This is a genomic window from Paracoccus saliphilus, from assembly GCF_028553805.1.
GTDB lineage: Bacteria > Pseudomonadota > Alphaproteobacteria > Rhodobacterales > Rhodobacteraceae > Paracoccus > Paracoccus saliphilus.
In genome coordinates this window covers 226,765-245,265 of record NZ_CP067140.1, presented here as the reverse complement: position 1 = coordinate 245,265, position 18,501 = coordinate 226,765, and the positions used below count along the sequence as shown (strand labels likewise).

21 protein-coding genes are annotated in these 18,501 nt (G+C 61.4%); 9 read left to right on the top strand and 12 right to left on the bottom strand.

Annotated features, from left to right (window positions below; translation table 11 throughout):
* Nucleotides 1-56 precede the first annotated feature (56 nt).
* Nucleotides 57-377, top strand: a complete 321-nt coding sequence (gene trxA, locus JHX88_RS01125) for a thioredoxin (RefSeq protein WP_076522408.1) — start codon at nt 57-59, stop codon at nt 375-377.
* Between the two features lie 57 nt (nt 378-434).
* Here trxA and JHX88_RS01120 read toward each other — a convergent pair whose 3' ends face one another.
* Together JHX88_RS01120 and JHX88_RS01115 are read right to left on the bottom strand one after the other, a co-directional pair.
* On the bottom strand, nt 435-836 hold the full coding sequence (locus JHX88_RS01120; protein WP_141225720.1) for a cupin domain-containing protein: 402 nt from the start codon (nt 834-836) through the stop codon (nt 435-437).
* A gap of 51 nt (nt 837-887) precedes the next feature.
* The gene (locus JHX88_RS01115; protein WP_076522407.1) at nt 888-1,790 is read right to left on the bottom strand and encodes a hypothetical protein; all 903 of its coding nucleotides are present in this window, start codon (nt 1,788-1,790) and stop codon (nt 888-890) included.
* Nucleotides 1,791-1,881: 91 nt separating this feature from the next.
* On the opposite strand from JHX88_RS01115, the gene hslV reads away from it, so the two are divergent.
* The 4 genes from hslV to JHX88_RS01095 all read left to right on the top strand — a co-directional run bounded on the left by hslV (nt 1,882) and on the right by JHX88_RS01095 (nt 6,775).
* Complete coding sequence (hslV, locus tag JHX88_RS01110; protein ID WP_076522406.1) at nt 1,882-2,439, top strand: ATP-dependent protease subunit HslV; 558 nt, start codon at nt 1,882-1,884, stop codon at nt 2,437-2,439.
* A gap of 77 nt (nt 2,440-2,516) precedes the next feature.
* Nucleotides 2,517-3,824: an ATP-dependent protease ATPase subunit HslU gene (gene hslU, locus JHX88_RS01105; RefSeq protein ID WP_076522405.1), complete on the top strand. Its 1,308-nt coding sequence runs from the start codon at nt 2,517-2,519 to the stop codon at nt 3,822-3,824.
* Nucleotides 3,825-3,968: 144 nt separating this feature from the next.
* A complete protein-coding gene (locus JHX88_RS01100) occupies nt 3,969-5,423 on the top strand; it encodes a M16 family metallopeptidase (protein WP_076522404.1) in 1,455 nt (484 codons plus the stop codon).
* The gene (locus JHX88_RS01095) at nt 5,420-6,775 is read left to right on the top strand and encodes a M16 family metallopeptidase (protein WP_141225719.1); all 1,356 of its coding nucleotides are present in this window, start codon (nt 5,420-5,422) and stop codon (nt 6,773-6,775) included. The genes JHX88_RS01100 and JHX88_RS01095 overlap by 4 nt, the downstream gene beginning before the upstream one ends.
* A gap of 33 nt (nt 6,776-6,808) precedes the next feature.
* Here the strand turns inward: JHX88_RS01095 and JHX88_RS01090 are convergent, their stop codons facing one another.
* The 7 genes from JHX88_RS01090 to purC form a co-directional block, all read right to left on the bottom strand.
* A complete protein-coding gene (locus JHX88_RS01090) occupies nt 6,809-8,140 on the bottom strand; it encodes a glutamine synthetase family protein (protein WP_076522403.1) in 1,332 nt (443 codons plus the stop codon).
* A gap of 4 nt (nt 8,141-8,144) precedes the next feature.
* A complete protein-coding gene (locus JHX88_RS01085) occupies nt 8,145-8,969 on the bottom strand; it encodes an ABC transporter permease (RefSeq protein ID WP_076522402.1) in 825 nt (274 codons plus the stop codon).
* Nucleotides 8,966-9,844 carry an ABC transporter permease gene (locus JHX88_RS01080; protein ID WP_076522401.1) on the bottom strand — a complete coding sequence of 293 codons (879 nt, stop codon included), beginning with the start codon at nt 9,842-9,844 and terminating at the stop codon, nt 8,966-8,968. The genes JHX88_RS01085 and JHX88_RS01080 overlap by 4 nt, the downstream gene beginning before the upstream one ends.
* A gap of 51 nt (nt 9,845-9,895) precedes the next feature.
* A complete protein-coding gene (locus tag JHX88_RS01075) occupies nt 9,896-10,621 on the bottom strand; it encodes a transporter substrate-binding domain-containing protein (RefSeq protein ID WP_076522400.1) in 726 nt (241 codons plus the stop codon).
* Nucleotides 10,622-10,645: 24 nt separating this feature from the next.
* Entirely contained in the window at nt 10,646-11,425 is a 780-nt protein-coding gene (locus tag JHX88_RS01070) for an ABC transporter ATP-binding protein (protein ID WP_076522399.1), read from the bottom strand.
* A 78-nt stretch (nt 11,426-11,503) separates the two neighbouring features.
* A complete protein-coding gene (gene purS, locus JHX88_RS01065) occupies nt 11,504-11,743 on the bottom strand; it encodes a phosphoribosylformylglycinamidine synthase subunit PurS (protein ID WP_076522398.1) in 240 nt (79 codons plus the stop codon).
* 13 nt (nt 11,744-11,756) lie between these two features.
* Nucleotides 11,757-12,518, bottom strand: a complete 762-nt coding sequence (gene purC / locus JHX88_RS01060; protein ID WP_076522397.1) for a phosphoribosylaminoimidazolesuccinocarboxamide synthase — start codon at nt 12,516-12,518, stop codon at nt 11,757-11,759.
* Nucleotides 12,519-12,645: 127 nt separating this feature from the next.
* On the opposite strand from purC, the gene JHX88_RS01055 reads away from it, so the two are divergent.
* Nucleotides 12,646-12,963: a DUF1476 domain-containing protein gene (locus JHX88_RS01055; RefSeq protein ID WP_076522396.1), complete on the top strand. Its 318-nt coding sequence runs from the start codon at nt 12,646-12,648 to the stop codon at nt 12,961-12,963.
* A 323-nt stretch (nt 12,964-13,286) separates the two neighbouring features.
* On the opposite strand, the gene JHX88_RS01050 is transcribed toward JHX88_RS01055, so the two are convergent.
* From JHX88_RS01050 to JHX88_RS01040, 3 genes are read right to left on the bottom strand one after another with little or no spacing between them, the layout of a single operon-like run.
* Nucleotides 13,287-14,603 carry an MATE family efflux transporter gene (locus JHX88_RS01050; protein ID WP_076522395.1) on the bottom strand — a complete coding sequence of 439 codons (1,317 nt, stop codon included), beginning with the start codon at nt 14,601-14,603 and terminating at the stop codon, nt 13,287-13,289.
* A gap of 4 nt (nt 14,604-14,607) precedes the next feature.
* Complete coding sequence (locus JHX88_RS01045) at nt 14,608-15,105, bottom strand: PaaI family thioesterase (protein WP_076522394.1); 498 nt, start codon at nt 15,103-15,105, stop codon at nt 14,608-14,610.
* A gap of 10 nt (nt 15,106-15,115) precedes the next feature.
* Nucleotides 15,116-15,565 carry a PaaI family thioesterase gene (locus tag JHX88_RS01040; RefSeq protein ID WP_076522393.1) on the bottom strand — a complete coding sequence of 150 codons (450 nt, stop codon included), beginning with the start codon at nt 15,563-15,565 and terminating at the stop codon, nt 15,116-15,118.
* Between the two features lie 145 nt (nt 15,566-15,710).
* Between JHX88_RS01040 and JHX88_RS01035 the strand changes: the two genes are divergently transcribed.
* The 3 genes from JHX88_RS01035 to JHX88_RS01025 all read left to right on the top strand — a co-directional run bounded on the left by JHX88_RS01035 (nt 15,711) and on the right by JHX88_RS01025 (nt 18,406).
* Nucleotides 15,711-16,091, top strand: coding sequence for a MerR family transcriptional regulator (locus JHX88_RS01035; RefSeq protein WP_076522392.1), 381 nt, complete (start codon nt 15,711-15,713; stop codon nt 16,089-16,091).
* A 137-nt stretch (nt 16,092-16,228) separates the two neighbouring features.
* Nucleotides 16,229-16,627, top strand: coding sequence for a MerR family transcriptional regulator (locus tag JHX88_RS01030; protein WP_076522391.1), 399 nt, complete (start codon nt 16,229-16,231; stop codon nt 16,625-16,627).
* Between the two features lie 3 nt (nt 16,628-16,630).
* A complete protein-coding gene (locus tag JHX88_RS01025) occupies nt 16,631-18,406 on the top strand; it encodes an acyl-CoA dehydrogenase C-terminal domain-containing protein (RefSeq protein WP_076522390.1) in 1,776 nt (591 codons plus the stop codon).
* Nucleotides 18,407-18,501: the final 95 nt, after the last annotated feature.

Here is an 18,501-nt window from a genome sequence, read left to right as displayed (position 1 = left end):
TGGAAGAACCCTTCCCGCCGGACCCTCCGGCCCACGCCCTCCAAGGAGCATCAAACATGGCTACCGTGCATGTGAATGACACCGACTTCGACAACGAAGTCCGCAAGGCCGACACCCCGGTCATCGTCGATTTCTGGGCTGAATGGTGCGGGCCATGCAAGCAGATCGGCCCCGCATTGGAAGAACTGTCGGACGAATATGCCGGCAAGCTGAAAGTGGTCAAGGTGAACGTGGACGAGAACCCGGAGCAGGCTGCGGCTCTTGGCGTGCGCGGCATCCCGGCGCTGTTCATGTTCAAGGATGGCGAAGTCATCTCGAACCGCATGGGCGCAGCCCCGAAGGCCGCGCTGAAAAGCTGGATCGACGAAAGCGTCTGATCCGCGTCATCAGCCGCCCCGAGAATTCTCTGGGCAGCTGACTGCCGTTATCAATGGTTACCCATCGGTTTCTGCGTCCAATTCGGGATCGGGCAGGTCCGTCTGAATCCATCTTGGGCTGTGATGAACATCCATGGTTTCCAGACGTCCCGGCCCGAGATTGTGGAATTTGTGCGGCACATCGCGAGGACCGAGCAGGACATCACCCTCATTGGCCTCGATCTTGCGATCACCGATGGTGAAGAGCGCACGGCCTTTCCTGATGACGAATAACTCGTCATAGGGATGCACATGCCATTTGGGCCCCTTGCCGGGCGTATTGTTGGCATAGAACAGCACCGTGATCCCGGCATCGATCTGAGCCCCCTCCAAATGTCCATGCCAGGGATCCCGCCCGGATCCCCAAATCTCTCGCGGGATACGAACCGCCCGTTCGTTTTCAGCTTTATCCGGCATCATTCCTCCTCCCCTTCCTTAACTCCCCGCCCCCACCATGACGGCGATCGAGTTTCACACTGGCCACCCGCCGGTTCTCATCGCCTCCAGCAAGCGCTCATCCGCATCGGGTGCCATCATGTTCAGGCTGCCTTGTCGCAGGAACCAGTCCAGATAGGCCGCGAAATCGGGACGATGCTGCGGCGCGCGGGCCAAGGCCTCTTCCGCGCCTAGTTCGGCGACATTGAGAGCGATGTGATGAAAATCGACCTGCCCGAACAGCACTGCCGGTTTACCCAATATATAGCCATTGAAGGCAACCGCACTGTTTTGCGCAACCACGAAAGCGCAATCACGCAGCAGGCTGACGGTATCCCCCCCAATCGTCAGATTCGGAAAACGATCCGACAACGCATGCAGTGCGGCTCGATCCGCGTCGTCATAGGTTTCATTCGGGTGCAAGGTCGCGACTGCCGGCCGTCCCGTTCGCGCGACGGTCTCGATCATCTCGATCGGGCTCATGGTCTGAAATGATCGTTGCTGCCGGATGCGTCCCTGTAGCGGGATCAGCACATGGTCCCCTTGTCGTGGCTCCGGTCCCGGCAAAACCCGCTTGCACAGGCGGGCGGCGAAATCCCGGGCGGCCTCCGGATCAAGCCGGGCCGGGTCGAACCGCGCCCGAGCCACCGGCCAGCGCCAGCGCTCTGCCATCCGCTCCAACCGCCAGAAAGGATAATGATAGGCCAGCCTGAAGGTGAGCGCCTGCGGATGGGTCGGTTTTTCCATGTTGAACAGCGCATAGCCCGGACGGCGCGGCGCCTGCGCCCTTGCCTGGTCCCCCGACTTATGCACCTCGATCTGCCATCCCCGGCTTTTCAGAAGCCCGGTTAGCCGATTGATAAAGCCCAGCTTTCCTGCCCGAACCGTTTGCAGGACCGGATGATGGAGATATATGTGCAGATGCAGTGGCGCGCTCATGCATTGCAAGCTAATTCGACCTTCATGCGGTAGCAACGGGTTGCGAAGCCGCACCCGCACCCATATCTGACCCGAAACGACGGAGGCCCGGATGACGGAAGACAGATTTCCAGGATGGCATGGCACGACGATCCTTGCGGTACGGCGAGGCGGCAAGGTCGTGGTCGCGGGCGACGGTCAGGTCAGCGTCGGTCAGACGGTGATGAAGGGCTCGGCGCGCAAGGTGCGACGCCTCAATCCCGGCGGGCGCGAGGTGGTCGCGGGTTTCGCGGGATCGACCGCCGATGCGTTCACTCTCCTGGAGCGGCTGGAAAAGAAACTGGAAGCCGCGCCGGGGCAATTGCAGCGTGCTTGTGTTGAACTGGCCAAGGATTGGCGCACCGACAAATATCTGCGCAACCTGGAGGCAATGCTGATCGTGACGGATGGAGACCAGCTTTATGTCGTGACCGGCGCAGGCGATGTGCTGGAACCGGAACATGATATCGCCGCGATCGGATCGGGCGGGAATTTCGCATTGGCGGCGGCGCGAGGATTGATCGAAAGCGATCACGACGCCGAAACGATTGCCCGCAAGGCGATGGCCATCGCGGCCGATATCTGCGTTTACACAAACGGAAACCTGACAGTTGAGACGATCGGTGGATAAGGGGCGCCGCCCCCTCGGCCCTGACGGGCCTCACCCCCGGGATATTTGAATGAAGAAGAAGCAATATAGGCAGAGCAATGACCGACCTGACACCGCGCGAGATCGTATCCGAGCTGGATCGCTTCATTATCGGTCAGAGAGACGCCAAGCGTGCCGTCTCGGTGGCGCTGCGCAATCGCTGGCGGCGCAAGCAACTGGGCGACGATCTGCGTGACGAGGTCTATCCCAAGAATATCCTGATGATCGGTCCCACCGGGGTCGGCAAGACCGAGATCAGCCGGCGGCTGGCGAAATTGGCCAATGCGCCCTTCATCAAGGTCGAAGCCACCAAGTTCACCGAGGTCGGCTATGTCGGGCGCGATGTCGAACAGATTATCCGCGATCTGGCCGACTCGGCGATTGTCGATACGCGGGAGCGGATGCGGGAGGAAGTCAAGGCGCGGGCACATCAATCGGCCGAAGAACGTGTGATCGAGGCTCTTGCCGGGGAAGGCGCGCGCGACGGCACCAGACAGATGTTCCGCGACAAACTGAAAAACGGCGCGCTCGACGACACGGTGATTGAACTGGAACTGCAGGACAACTCTAACCCTCTGGGAGGGATGGAAATCCCGGGACAACCGGGGGCGGCCATGGGCGGGATGATGGACCTGTCGGGTCTGATGAAGGCCTTTGGCGGGCGGCGCGTCCGGCGCAAGGTTACGGTGGCGGAAAGCTATGACCTGCTGATCGCCGAAGAGGCCGACAAGCTGCTGGACGACGAGGTCGTCAAGGCCGCCGCGCTGGAATCGGTGCAGGAGAACGGGATCGTCTTTGTCGACGAGATCGACAAGGTTTGCGCGCGCAGCGATGCGCGAGGCGGCGATGTCAGCCGCGAGGGGGTGCAGCGCGACCTCTTGCCACTGATCGAAGGCACAACGGTCAGCACCAAATACGGCCCGGTCAAGACCGATCATATCCTGTTCATCGCCTCTGGCGCCTTCCATGTCTCCAAGCCTTCCGATCTGCTTCCCGAATTGCAGGGGCGTCTGCCGATCCGGGTCGAGCTCAGGGCACTCAGCGAAGAGGATTTCATCCGTATCCTGACCGAGACCGACAACGCGCTGACACGGCAATACACTGCGCTGATGGCAACGGAGGGCGTTGAGGTCAGCTTTACCGATGACGGAATCGCCGCACTTGCCCGTATCGCCGCCGAAGTGAACGCCTCGGTCGAGAATATCGGCGCGCGCAGACTTTATACCGTGATCGAGCGGGTATTCGAGGAATTGTCTTTCGCAGCGCCCGACAAGAACGGTGAAACGATCAGCGTCGATGCAGCCTATGTCGATGAAAACCTGGGCGAGCTGGCGCAATCGACCGATTTGTCGCGCTATGTACTGTAGATGGTGAATGCCGAGATCCGATCAGCTTGTCGCGTACAGCCGGCGCAACCGGATCACTTTGTCGACAGGTGACCCCGGGGGAGACTTGCGCCCGCCTTCCCCTCGGGTCAGGTTCCTCTCGCAATAGAGGAGATCGTCTCGAACATGCGTCGCCCCGTCCTGTCCGCCACGATGGCGCTGTTGCTGACCGCGCCACCGAGTCTCGCCGAGATGCCCGAGGGAATCACCCATTTCACCCTGCCGAACGGACTTGAAACCGTCGTGATCGAAGATCATCGCGCCCCGGTCGTGGTGCAGATGCTGTGGTACAAGATCGGCTCGGCCGACGAGCAGCCCGGCAAGTCCGGCATCGCCCATTATCTCGAGCATCTGATGTTTAAGGGCACCGACAAGCTCGAGCCGGGGGAACTGTCCAAAACCGTGACGGCCAATGGCGGCATGGATAACGCCTTTACCTCCTACGACTACACTACCTATTTTCAACGCATTGCCAGCGACCGCCTGCCCCTGATCATGGAGATGGAAGCCGACCGCATGGCCAACCTGAAGATCGGCGAGGATGACTGGCAGGCCGAACGGCAGGTGGTGCTGGAAGAGCGTGCACAGCGGATCGACAGCGATCCGCGCGCCCTCTTTGCCGAGGAACGCAATGCGGTGCAGTACTACAACCATCCCTATGGCCGCCCGGTGATCGGCTGGCGAGCCGAGATGATGGGGTTGACCCGCGAGGACGCCATCGACTGGTATGACGAGCATTATGCTCCCAACGATGCGGTGTTGATCCTCGCGGGCGATGTTACCACCGAAAAGGCGCGGGAACTGGTCGAGGAGTATTACGGCCCCATCCCGGCGAAGGGCGAGGCCGAACCCCGGATGCGTCCGCAGGAACCGCAGCAGAACTCTCCCCGCAGGATGGAAATGCATGACGCGCGGGTCGCCCAGCCTCGCCTGGTGCGCAGCTATCTGGCGTCGGAGCGCAATCCCGACGACCAGAAAACCGCCGCGGCGCTGACCGTTCTGGCTGAACTGTTGGGCGGTTCGATGCAGACATCGGTCCTGGGGCAGGAGCTGGCGATTCCCGGCAAGGCATTATGGGTCGGCGCCGGTTACGACGGTTTGGCGGTCGATCAGACCACATTCACCCTGTCCATGGTGCCCGCGGAGGGGATCGAACCCGAGAAGGCCGAGGCCATGCTGGACGATGTGCTGGCGAAATTTATCGAGAACGGTCCGGATGCGGATGATCTCGAACGGGTGAAAACCCGTATTCGCGCCGCGCAGATCTATGCCCGCGACTCGGCGCATGGACGCGCCTATGATTATGGTCAGGGCCTTGCGACCGGCCTCACCATCGAGGATGTGAATGATTGGCCCGATATCCTTGCCTCGGTTTCGGCCGAGGATGTGAGCAAGGCCGCACAAACCTTGTTGAACAGCAAGGCCAACGTCACCGGCTGGCTCTTGCCTGCTGAGGATGACGCTCGGTCTGACACGGAAACGGCGGCTTCCACGCCATCCGCAACGCCTGCGGGCGCATCCGGACCACCACCGGCGCGACCTGCCGTCGAAGATGCCGCCAAGCCCGAGGTGCAAGAATGATCCGTGCTGCCATCGCTCTTTTCTTCGCTGTCCTCGCCGTGCCGGCCCATGCCATCGACATCCAGGAGGTGACATCACCCGGCGGCATCAAGGCCTGGCTGGTCGAGGATCACTCGATCCCCTTCGTTTCGCTGAGTCTGGATTTCAAGGGTGGTGCAAGCCTGGATGATCCCAAGAAGCGCGGTGCCATCAACCTGATGACCGCCACGCTGGAAGAAGGCGCGGGCAAGCGGAATGCCACCGAATTCGCGCAGGCGGTCGAAGCCCTGGGCGCGAATTTCGGCTTCGATGTCGGAGACGATTCGCTGAATATTTCGATGCGGACCTTGACGGAAAACCGTGACGAGGCCGGTGATCTGCTGGCGCAGGCACTGTCGCAGCCGCGTTTCGACGACAGCGCGGTCGAGCGGGTTCGGGCGCAGGTGCAAGCCGTCATCAAATCCGAAGGCACCGATCCGCAGGCCATCGCGGCCAAAGAGATGGCTCGGCAGGCATGGGGCGATCATCCCTATGCAAGCTCGACCAATGGCACCGCCAGATCCGTGGCGAATTTGACCCGCAAGGATCTGGTGGCTGCAAAGAACCGCGTCCTGGCGCGCGACCGTGTCGTTATCGGTGCTGCGGGTGATATCAGCGCCGAGGAACTTGGCCCGCTCTTGGACAAGATCCTTGGCGGTCTGCCCGAGAAAGGCACCGCCCCCCTTCCGGAGCAGGCAGAGTTGCAATTGACCGGCGGTGTCTCCGTAGTCGACTGGAACAGCCCGCAGACCATAGTCAGCTTTGCCGGTCCGGGACTTCCCATCGATGATCCCGATTATTTCGCGGCCTATGTGGCGAACCACATCCTTGGCGGTGGAGGTTTCAGTTCTCGCCTGATGGAGGAAATCCGGGAAAAGCGTGGGCTAACCTATGGAATCGGCACCGGGCTGGCGACCGGGATTTACGGGCAGACATGGCAAGGCGGCATGGCCGGCTCCAATGACACGGTCAAGCAGGCGATTGAGCTGATCCGGCAGGAATGGGACCACATGGCGGCAGAAGGCGTGACGCAGCAGGAGCTGACCGATGCCAAGACCTACCTGACCGGCGAATACCCCTTGCGTTTCGACGGAAACCGCAAGATCGCCTCGATCCTTGCGGGGATGCAGTTGATTGGCCTTCCCCCCGATTACCCCAATACCCGCAACGAGCAGGTTGAAGCGGTGACAGCGGATGACGTTCAGCGTGTGGCGAAGCGCCTGCTACATTCCGATGAGCTGCGTTTCGTTCTCGTCGGCCGTCCCGAGGGGATCACAGGCGATGCGCAGGAAGATGCCCTGGCCGTGGATGACCAGCCGAAAGACAAGCAATAATCTGAAGCCGGAAAGCTTTCCGGCTTCAGCCTCTCAGACCGTGTCCAGATATAATTCGACCGTTTCTTCGTCGGTCAGTTCGGCCATGTAATGCAGTTCCTGCCGCTTGGTCATCAAGTAATTGTCGATCAGGTGCTCGGGAAAAATGCGCCGGATTTCGGGGCATTTGTCAAAAGCCTCGATCGCTGATCCCCAATCGCCGGGAAGCTGGTCCAGGTTCTTGTCATAGGCGTTGCCCTTGAACGGAGCGGGCGCCTCAAGCCGGTCCTCGATCCCGTCCAACGCCGCACCAAGAATCGCAGCAATCGTGAGGTAGGGGTTAACATCGCCCCCCGCCACCCGATGCTCGATCCGGCGAGCCTTGGGGGATGAGGACGGGATGCGGATCGCGGCCGTCCGGTTTTCGTAAGCCCAGCCTATGCCGGTAGGCGCATGGGCGTTCGGCACCAGCCGGTCATAGGAATTCTCATGCGGTGCAAACAGCAAGGTCGAGCCGGGCATGGCACGCAGGCAGCCGGCGACGGCATGGCGCAACTGCTCGGTTCCCTCTTCGCCGCCATTGTCGAAGATGTTCCGTCCATCCTCGGTCAGGATCGAGAAATGCATATGCATCCCGCTGCCCGGCCATGCGTCATAGGGTTTGGCCATGAAGCTGGCGGCGAAGCCATAGGACCGCGCCACTCCCTTCACCAGCATCTTGAACAGCCAAGTATCGTCTGCCGCCTTCATCGGATCGGCCTGATGCATCAGGTTGATCTCGAACTGCCCCGGCCCGGCCTCGGAAATCGAGGTATCGGCGGGTATATCCATCGTTTCACAGGCGTCGTAGAGGCTCGAGAAATACTGGTCGAACGCGTCCAACGCCCGCAGGCTAAGCACCTCTCCGCCTGTCCGGCGCTTGCCGGAACGCGGGCTTGGCGCGACCCGCAAATGCCTGCCGGAATCGTCGATCAGGAAAAATTCCAGCTCGGTCGCCACCACCGGCACCAACCCGGCAGCCTTGTAGCGGGCCACGACGCAGGCCAACGCCTGCCGTGGGTCGCCGTCATAGGGGCTGCCATCGGGGTGGAACATCCACAACGGCAAAAGCGCCGTCGGCGCGTCCAGCCAGGGCATCGGCAGGAACCCTCGTTCGGTCGGAAGCAAAAGGCCATCGGGATCACCGGATTCGAAGACCAGCGGGCTGTCGTCGATATCCTCGCCCCAGATATCCAGATTCAGCACCGAGTAGGGAAACTTTGTCCCCTCATCCATCAGCTTCGGGGCAAATCGGGCTGGCATCCTTTTGCCGCGAGCCACACCGTTCAGGTCAGCAGCAGCCACGCGGATGGTTTTGACGTCGGGATGCTGTCTCAGCCATTCCATAAAACTATCTCACAAGTTGCGGACGATATTTCAGCCGCTTCACAGCGCCCGGAAGATGCCGATTCAAACGCCGGTTCGCGATGCCGAACAGCCCGATCAGGATCAACGTGCAGATAATGAAGTAACCGGCGACGATTGGATAGGCCACAAAAGGGTTGAAGGTCTTGTCGGCGAAATAACTCGCATAATAGAGGCTATCGCCCTTTTGCTGAAAGGCGGGGAAGCCGGAAAAGAACACCAGCGTCGTGGCATGGAACAGGAAGATCGCCTCGTTGGTATAAGAGGGCCATGCCAACCGCATCATCGTGGGCCAGGTCACCCGGCGGAACTTGTGCCAGCCGGTCAGGCCATAGGCGTCGGCGGCCTCGATATCGCCCTTGGGCACCGACATCAGCGCTCCATGGAATATCTGCGCGGAATAGGCCGTGGTATTCAGGATCAACACGATCAACGCCCCTGCCCATGCCCTGGTCAGCCAGCTTGTCTCGATGGTAATGCCCAATATCTCGATTCCCGCGCGGGGCAGCATGACCAGCGCCTCGTAAGCGAGGAAAAACTGGATGAAGAGCGGGCTCCCCCGGAACAGGAAGATGAACCAGTCGGCGGGTTTGCGCAACCAGCGGCTTGGGCTGGTCTTGGCCACCGCCAGGGCATTGGCAAGGAAGAACCCGGCCAGCAGCGCGAGAAAGGCGAAATACAGGTTCCAAATCAGCCCCGAACCGATCAGCGTGAATTGCTGGCACAGGGTGAAATCGCTGCGCGGCAGCAGCCGCTCGCCGATCCCGATGGAGCGCAGGGCGTAATCGGCAATCGTCTGGACGCAGCTCATGCGGCCCCCTTGCGTTGCGCTTCACCGCCCATGGTTGCCTGGCCCGCCGAGAGGCGACGCGTCAGACGGGCGAGGATTTTCTCGGACCCCCATGTCATGGCCAGGTAAAAGACGAGGATGCCAAGGAAATAGTACAGCCGCCAATCCGGATGCGGATAGCTGAAGGCACTGGTCTTGGCCCCGCCCAATTCGCGTGCCCAATAGACGATATCCTCGATCCCCAGCAGGAACAGAAGCGGCGTCGCCTTGATCAGGATCATCCACAGGTTGGACAGGCCGGGAATGGCATAGCTCCACATCTGCGGAATCAGGATGCGACGGGTGACCTGACGTTGGCTCATGCCATAGGCTTCGGCAGTCTCCAGTTGCGCCCGTGGCACCGCCTGCATCGCGCCATACAGCACATTCGCAGCGAAGGCCCCGAAAACGATCGAGAAGGCGAACACTGCCAGAATGAACCCGTATGTTTGATGTATCCATTCAGGGCTGGTCGATAGCGGCAGCTTGGCCGCCGCGCAGACGACGAAATCATTTCCTTGCCGCACCGGGGCATCGGTATCGCAAAGCACTTGGTGGCGCGTCCATTCGAGGGCCTGGTCCAGCGCGATCGGCACGAAGAGGAAAAAGATGATATCCGGCACGCCCCGCACCATCGAGGTGTAAAGCTTACCGAACCACCTGACCGGCAGAAGGCGCGACCGCGACGCCATCGCACCGCCAAAGCCAAACAAGAGCGCGATCGGCGCCGTGACAGCCAGCAGCAAGAGCACGACTCCGAAGCTCGCATAGAACAGCATGTGCTTGCCCGTCGTCAGGTAACACATCAGCCATGACAGCCCCTGCAACGAGGCGGGATCAGCACATTGCGAGAACATGATCGGCACCGTTCTGCCGCCTCCGGACAAAACCGAAGGCGGCGTTCTAGATCATTCGAAGAGCGGGGCGTCGTCGCCGAACCACTTCGCGATCAGTTCGTTGATGGTGCCATCCTCTTTCATCTCCCCGATGACGGCATCCAGCTTCTCTTTCAGCTCGGTATCCGACTGGCGCAGGCCGACACCGATGCCGCCGCCCAGGGCCACATCCTCACCGATCCAGACCATCTCACCGCCCGATTCCTCGACAACGGGAACGAGGAAATCCTTGTCGGCAAAGACCGCGTCGGCCTCGCCATTGCGGACAGCTGCGACGGTTTCGTCCGGGGTTGCATATTCCAGCAGGGTCGCCCCTGTTTCAGCCACGTGGCTGGCCTGGATCGTTCCGGTCTGGGCGGCGACCACGCCACCCTCGATATCGGCATCCTCCGACAAAGCGGCGTAGGCCGAGGCCGCCGGCGGGATGTAGTTCTGGGTAAAGGCGATGACTTCCTCACGCTCGGGCGTGATGCTCATCCCGGCCAGGATCGCATCGTAATTGCCCGAGACAAGGTTCGGGATGATCGAATCCCAATCATTCTTGACCCAGGTGCAGTCCAGTTCGGCGCGCTCGCACAGCTCATCGCCCAGCTCACGTTCGTAGCCGTCGACCTCGCCCGCATCGTTGATGAAATTATACGGAGGATAGGCCCCCTCGGTGCCAAGGCGAACAGTCTCGCCCAGGCCCATGCCGGCACTCATGGCCAGGACGGTCGCGGTAAGGATCAGTTTTTTCATTGTTTACTCTCCTGTTGGATAAAATCAGGCAGCCATCGTGGCGCTGAGGAACTGGCGCAACCGCTCTGTCTGCGGAGCGCCGAAAAGCCGGTCGGGTGGACCTTCTTCGCAGATCACGCCTTCATGCAGGAACACGACGTGATCGCTGACATCGGCGGCAAGGCGCATGTCATGCGTGACGATGATCATGGTGCGATGCTCTGCCGCCAGATCCTTGATGACCTTGACAACCTCCTGTTGCAGTTCCGGGTCGAGCGCGCTTGTCGGCTCGTCGAACAGAAGCGCCCGCGGCTCCATGCACAATGCCCGCGCAATCGCCGCCCGTTGCTGCTGTCCGCCCGAAAGCTGGGCGGGCCAGGCATCAGCCTTGTCGCCGATACCGACCTTGTCCAGCAATGCCCGCGCGCGCTCCTCGACTTCGGCGCGCTTTTCGCCCAACACGGTCAGCGGCGCTTCCATGACATTCTGCAGGATCGTCATGTGGGACCACAGGTTGAACTGCTGGAACACCATCGACAGGTTGGTTCGGAAACGCGTCACCTGCGCCCGGTCGGCGGGTACACGCTCCTGCCCCTGCCGTTTCCAATGTACCGCCTCGCCATCAAAGAGGATCTCGCCCTGCTGGCTGTTTTCCAGCAGGTTGCAGCAACGCAGAAGCGTTGATTTCCCCGAGCCGGAGGAACCTATCAGGCTGACCACGTGGCCGCGCGGGGCGGTCATCGAGACCCCCTTCAGAACCTCCAGTTGACCATAGGCCTTGTGCAGCCCGGTTATCTGGATAACGGGGGGCGTATCTTCGGACATAATGTCGTTCCGGCTTTCCATCCGCGTATTGGGCGACAATTACGTGGCGATTGCAACAGGTTCGAACATGCCCGCTGATCAGGCGATCTCGATCGAGTATTTCTCGATCACCGTATTGGCCAGCAAGCCTTCGCACATCTTCGCCGCCTCCGCACGGGCCGCTTCGGGATCGGTCGCGTCCAGATCCAGCTCGATCAGCTTGCCCTGACGCACGCCCGACACGCCCTTGTGCCCCAATCCGCCAAGCGCATGGCGGATCGCCTCTCCCTGGGGATCGAGAACGCCGTCCTTGAGCATGATGGTGATACGGGCTTTCATGGCGGCTTCCCTCTCAGTTGATCGCGGTCGGTTTCAGGCTGGTCGTGTTCGCGGGCATCAGGCCGAAACGGCGGGCGACCTCGGTATAGGCGTCGGTCAGATCGCCCAGATCGCGGCGGAACACATCCTTGTCCAGCTTTTGCCCGGTTTTCAGATCCCACAAGCGGCAGGAATCGGGGCTGATTTCGTCGGCAACGATCAGGCGCATGAAATCATTGTCCCAGATCCGGCCAATCTCGATCTTGAAATCGATCAGCTTGATGCCGACGCCGAACAGCACTCCGGAAAGAAAATCATTCACCCGCAAGGCAAGGCTGACGATATCGTCGAGATCCTGCTGCGTGGCCCAGCCAAAGGCGACGATATACTCCTCGGACACCATCGGATCGCCCAGCTCGTCATTCTTGAAGCTGTATTCGACGATCGGGCGCGGCAATTGCGTGCCCTCCTCCAGCCCGAGCCGCTTGGACAGCGAACCTGCGGCGAAATTACGCACGATCACCTCAAGCGGTATGATCTCGACCTGACGGATCAACTGCTCGCGCATGTTGATGCGGCGGATGAAGTGATTGGGCACGCCGATATTCGTAAGGCCCTGCATGAAGAATTCGGACAGGCGATTGTTCAGCACGCCCTTGCCCTCGACCACCGCCTTTTTCTGGGCGTTGAAGGCCGTCGCGTCATCCTTGAAATATTGCACCAGTGTGCCGGGCTCGGTTCCTTCATAGAGGATCTTCGCCTTGCCTTCATAGATTTTCTTGCGCCGCGGAGCCATGAGGGTGCCGTCCTTTCGCATCTGACTGCCCGCCCTTAGCGCAGAACGGGGTCGGGGGGCAATAAGGCTTGCGGCGCGGCCTCGCAATGGGCATACCGGAAAGCGACTGCTAATCAGGAGGCCAAGCATGACCACCTTTGACGACCGCGAGCGTTCCTATGAGGCCAAATTCGCCCATGACGCCGATCTGCGCTTCAAGGCCGAGGCGCGCCGTAATCGCCTGCTGGGCGAATGGGCGGCCGAGTTACTGGGGAAATCTGGCGACGAAGCAAGAAGTTATGCACTGACCGTCGTCTCGTCCGATTTCGAGGAGCCCGGCGAGGAAGACGTGTTCCGCAAGCTCGCCAGCGATCTGGAAGGCCGTGCCGATGCCGCCACGATCCGCGCCAAGATGGCGGAAATGATGGATGTGGCCAAGCACCAGGTGATCAACGAAGTAAAATGAAACATCGCTTCTCGCGATGGAATCAGGGGGCAACAGCCCCCTTTTTTTGCAACGCATGTTGCGTGCTGTCAGCCGTGCAACAGCAGGCGAGACTTGACCAGCAAATGCTGGGAATCCTGCCGCACAACCCGTACACCGTACGTGCACAGGGCGTACACAGCCCGTACACAGGCAGCGTGCGTTGCGTAATCGCGCTTTTGTGATAGCCGCAGCCAGACCACGCCGGTGTCAACGCCATGATTCCGCCTCTTCTTCTTTGTCCAAATACCTCGGGGTCCGGGGCAGCGCCCCGGCCATCGCGGGACGCAAATGACGGCCCACCCTCAGGCCCGAACCGTCGCTGCCGCCTCGGCCCGCATATACATTCGGGCCATCGTCAGCCCCCGTGCCGCGTTCAGGATCATCAGCGCCGCCCATAGCCCGTGATTGCCCATCAGCGGCGGCAATATCAGGATCGCCGCGACATAGACCGCCACCGCCTGCAGCATCGCAATCCGCATCTCGCGCGTCAGGGTGGCTCCGATGAAGATGCCGTCATACATCCAGCTGGCAACACCGATCAGCGGCGCGAAACCCATCCAGACCAGGTAATGCCGCGCCTCTGCCCGGACCTCGGGAGAAGTGGTCAGCAGGTAGATGATTCCTCCACCGCCGAACCAGAAAACCAGGCCCAGGATGATCGCTCCTCCGACGCCCCATTGCGAGGTCACGATGGAGGCGCGGCGCACCTTCTCGGGCCGGTAGGCTCCGACCGCCTGTCCCACAAGGCTTTCGGCGCTGAAGGCGAAACCGTCCAGCGCGAAAGCGGTAATCGCCAGGAACTGCACCAGCACCTGGTTTGCCGCCAGTGTCACATCGCCCTGCGCGGCCCCGAGAAACAGGAAACTCGTGAAGCTCGCCTGCAGCAGCACCGAACGGATCATGATATCGCCATTCACGCGCAAGAGCCGGTTCAGCTTGTCCCGCGCGAACAGCGTGGCGGCGTTGCGGGCGGCGAGCACGGCGGCGCGCAATGCATGGCGGGCCAGCCAGAGACCCAGCAACAACCCGGCCCATTCCGCAATCAATGTTGCCCATGCGACCCCGGTCACGCCCATGCCGATGCCCAGCACGAACCAGACATCCAGCCCCACGTTCAAGCCGTTCTGCAGCAGCTGCAGCGCCAGCACCGCCCGCGTCCGCTCGATGGCGATCAGCCAGCCGGTGATGGCGTAAAGCCCGATCGTGGCGGGCGCACCCCAGATCCGGATCGCCAGGTAGTCGCGCGCCAGCGACTCGACCTCGGCCGATGCCGGCGCCAAGCGGAACGCCGCCCAGAAGATCGGCAATTGCAGCAAGATCAGCACCAACCCCGCGATCCCTGCGATGGTCAGCGCCCGCAGCAGATGAGCGCCCACCTGCGCACCGTCGCCTGCTCCGTGGCTTTGCGCCACGAGGCCCGAGGTCCCCATCCGCAGGAAACCGAAGATCCAGTAGATCGAGGTCAGGATCACCGCGCCTATTCCGACCGCGCCGATAGGTTCGGCACGGCCAAGCTGGCCCACGACGCCGGTATCGACCAGCCCCAGAAGCGGCACGGTCACGTTCGACAAGACGATGGGCAGCGCGATATTCAGCACGCGCCGATGGGTGATCTCCATCCACTCACCCCTGTGGCATCAGGAAATGCGCCGATGCTTGGGCGATAGGCCGGGCGCGATTGTCCTGCCATGCCTCGACCTGGACCGAAGCATAGCGGCGGCCCGAGCGCACCACATTGGCGCGGGCATAGGCATCGCGGGGCAAGCCGCTACGCAGGTAATCGACGGTGAAGTCGATGGTCTTGGGCAGGCGCGGCAGGCTCTCCGGCATGGTCGCATCCGGGGCGATGCGGCCCGATTCGAGATCCTCCCACATCGCGGCCCATGCCAGTTCGACAATCGCAGTCATCTCCAGGAAGGCGGCGGTCACGCCGCCATGCAACGCCGGAAGCTGCGGGTTGCCGATCAGCTTGCGGTCGAATGGCAGGACAGCGGTCAACTCATCCCCCCGCCGGTCGAACCTGATCCCCAGCCAATTCATGTAGGGAACGCCCGATACCAGCGCGTTCAGCGCCGAATCGCGGCGGGTCTTGATCTGGTCCAGCGGCTCGTTACGATCCATCGGCCTGCCCCTATCGTTCCACAGTGAAGGCGCCGGTCGCGGTGGCGACCGGGTTGCTTGCGTCATCATCGTCCAGCGCCACCGCCCGCATGAAGGCAACACTGCGGGTCATGTGATAGACTTCGGCCCGCGCGGTGATCCGTTGCCCCGGCTTGGCCGCGCGCATGTAATCGATCCGCAGGTCGATGGTCGCGGTCGAGCGCGGATTACTGGAATGCGCCATGACCGCCGCCCCACAGCAGGTATCCATCAGCGCCGAGACGACACCGCCATGGATGACGCCGCTGCGCGGATCGCCGACCAAGTGCTCGTCCCACGGCATCGAGATCACCGCGCGGCCCGCCCCGATTTCCTCGACACGCATCCGCAGCGCGCTGGCGTGGGGGATCGACTCGATGAAAGCCTGGGCGATTCGGGCGTGATTGTCGTTTTTCGTGGCGTTCTTCGCGTCGTCGCCCATCTGTCGAGTCTCCTCAAATCCGCCCATGGCTTAGCCGGAGCAACCATGCCTGCTCAAGTCCCGTTCACAGCTATCCGCGCCTTTCGGTTGAGAAGCAACCTGCGTCAGGATAGCCTTTCAGACAAGCGGATGCTGGGAGAGGCGAATGACGGACGATCAGGCGATCAGTTTCAAGGATATGTGTGCGAAGTTCGACGTGACGCCCCGGACCCTGCGTTATTACGAGTATATCGAACTGCTTCAGCCACATAAGGAAGGGCGTTCCCGTTTCTACGGCCCGCGGGAGGCCGCCCGTATGACGCTGATCCTGCGCGGCCGGCGCTTTGGCTTCTCGCTGGAAGAGATTCGCCAATGGCTGCTGATCTACGAGCAAAAGGGCAGCCGCGAACAACTGCAGGTCTGGCTGGAACTGGCCGACAGGCAGCTAGGAATTTTGGCCGGGCAGATCGAGGAATTGCAGACGGCCCGCGCCGATTTGCAGGATCTGCGCGACACGGCCGCCGATGAATTGAAGGGGCTCGATTGACCGGCCCCATCCGGCGATACTGCCGGGTCTGGTCCGCCTGTGGGTTGTGACGCAGCGTTTCGGTTACGTTTGCGTCAACTTTTGGCTATATACGATGCCAAGGACGACAGACGGTGAACGAGGAGGAACCGCGATCCATGTCCGACGAGCTGATGACGATCCGCCAGATGTGCGATGCCTTCGGCGTCACCCCCCGCACCCTGCGCTTCTACGAGGCGCGGGAGCTGATCTCTCCCCAACGTCGCGGCCAGCATCGGCTGTATGACCGCCGGGACAGGGCGCGGCTGACGCTGATCCTGCGCGGCAAGCGCTTCGGCTTTAGCCTCGAACAGATCCGCCAATTGCTCGAACTTTACGAGCCTGGCGGCCGGAACGAGACGCAGATCGCCGCCACGATCGAAGTGGCGCGAGAGCGTCTGGCGGACATGGAACGTCAATATTCGGAACTCCACGAAGCAATCGCCGATCTGCAGGCGCAGATTGGCGATGCCGAGAACCATCTGTCCACCGCAACCCGTAGCAAGCGTTCAGGATAAACCATGCCGATCTATACCCCCCCGATCCGCGACATGCAGTTCGCCCTCCACGACGTGCTGAAGCTGTCGCAATCCGGTCTGCCCGGCCATGACGAGCTGGACCGCGATTTCACCGAGGCCGTACTGGATGCCGCCGGCAAGCTGGCCTCGGAGGTGCTGGCGCCGCTGAACGCGGTCGGCGACCAGCAGGGCTGCACGCTGGAAAATGGCGTGGTCCGCACGCCCGAAGGCTTTGGCAAGGCGTTCGAGGCCGTGAAGGAAGGCGGATGGCCGGGGTTGGACTGCGACCCCGAATATGGCGGCCAGGGCATGCCCTATTCGCTTGGCGTCGCCACTGGCGAGATATTCGTCTCGGCCAACATGGCCTTCAACATGTACCAGGGCCTGACCCATGGTGCCTATTCGGCGATCCACGCCCATGGCACGGATGCGCAAAAACAGACTTACCTGCCGAAGATGGTCAGTTGCGACTGGACCGGCACCATGAACCTGACCGAGCCGCATTGCGGAACCGATCTGGGCATGTTGCGGACCAAGGCGGAACCGCAAGACGACGGAAGCTACCTGATCACCGGACAGAAAATCTTCATCTCGGCAGGCGATCACGATCTGGCCGAGAACGTCATTCACCTGGTGCTGGCCAAGGCGCCCGGCGGCGGCGAAGGCACCAAGGGCATCTCGCTGTTCATCGTGCCGAAATTCCTGGTCAACGAAGACGGCTCACTGGGCGAGCGCAACGCGGTCTCGGTCGGCAATCTCGAAGAGAAGATGGGCATCCACGGAAATTCGACCTGCGTAATGAACTACGATGGCGCGAAAGGATGGCTTCTGGGCGATTTGCACAAGGGTATGCGCGCCATGTTCACAATGATGAACGAAGCCCGGATCGGCGTCGGCCTGCAGGGATATGCCGTCGCGGTGCCCGCATATCAGAATGCCGTCGAATACGCCCGTGATCGCCTGCAGGGCCGCGCCGTGACCGGTGCCGAGAACCCTTCGGGACCCGCTGATCCACTGATCGTGCATCCAGACATCCGCCGCAGCCTGATGGATCAGAAATCCTTCCTCGAAGGTGCACGGATGCTGGCACTCTGGGGCGCGCATCAGATCGATCGCGGGCATCAGGGCAATACCGAAGTCGAAGGGCTGATCTCGTTGCTGACACCGGTCATCAAAGGTTTCCTGACCGACAAGGGATTCGAGTCCGCGGTGCTGGCGCAACAGGTCTATGGCGGCCACGGCTATATCGAGGAGCATGGCATGAGCCAGTTCGTCCGCGATGCCCGGATCACCATGATCTACGAAGGCGCGAATGGCGTGCAAGCCCTGGACCTGGTTGGCCGCAAACTGGCGCAGGACGGCGGCAAACATGTCATGGGCTTCTTCGAGATGGTGAAATCCTTCTGCAAGGAGCATGGCGAGAACGAGGCCCTCGCAGCCGATTTCATCGAGCCGCTGAAGGCCGCCTCGAAGGACCTGCAAAATGCAGGGATGTTCTTCATGGAGCGCGGCATGAAAAACCCCAACGATGCCCTGTCCGGGTCATATGACTTCATGCATCTCTTCGGACATGTCACACTCGGCTTCATGTGGGCACAAATGGCGGTAGCCGCATGGACCGCTTTGGATGCCGGTGACGGCGACAAGGAATATCTCGAGACCAAGCTCGCCACCGGCCGCTACTACATGCAGCGTCAACTGCCAATGACAGTCACTCACCTGGCCCGCATCCAGTCCGGCGCCGATCCGGTGATGGCCCTTGGCGCGAAAGCTTTTTAGACATCTGCCGCTCACCCGACCCGACGGTCGGAGGAGCGTTCTCTGCCGGACGCCTCCGGCGGGGATATTTGAATGAAGAAGAAGTCCAGCCCCGG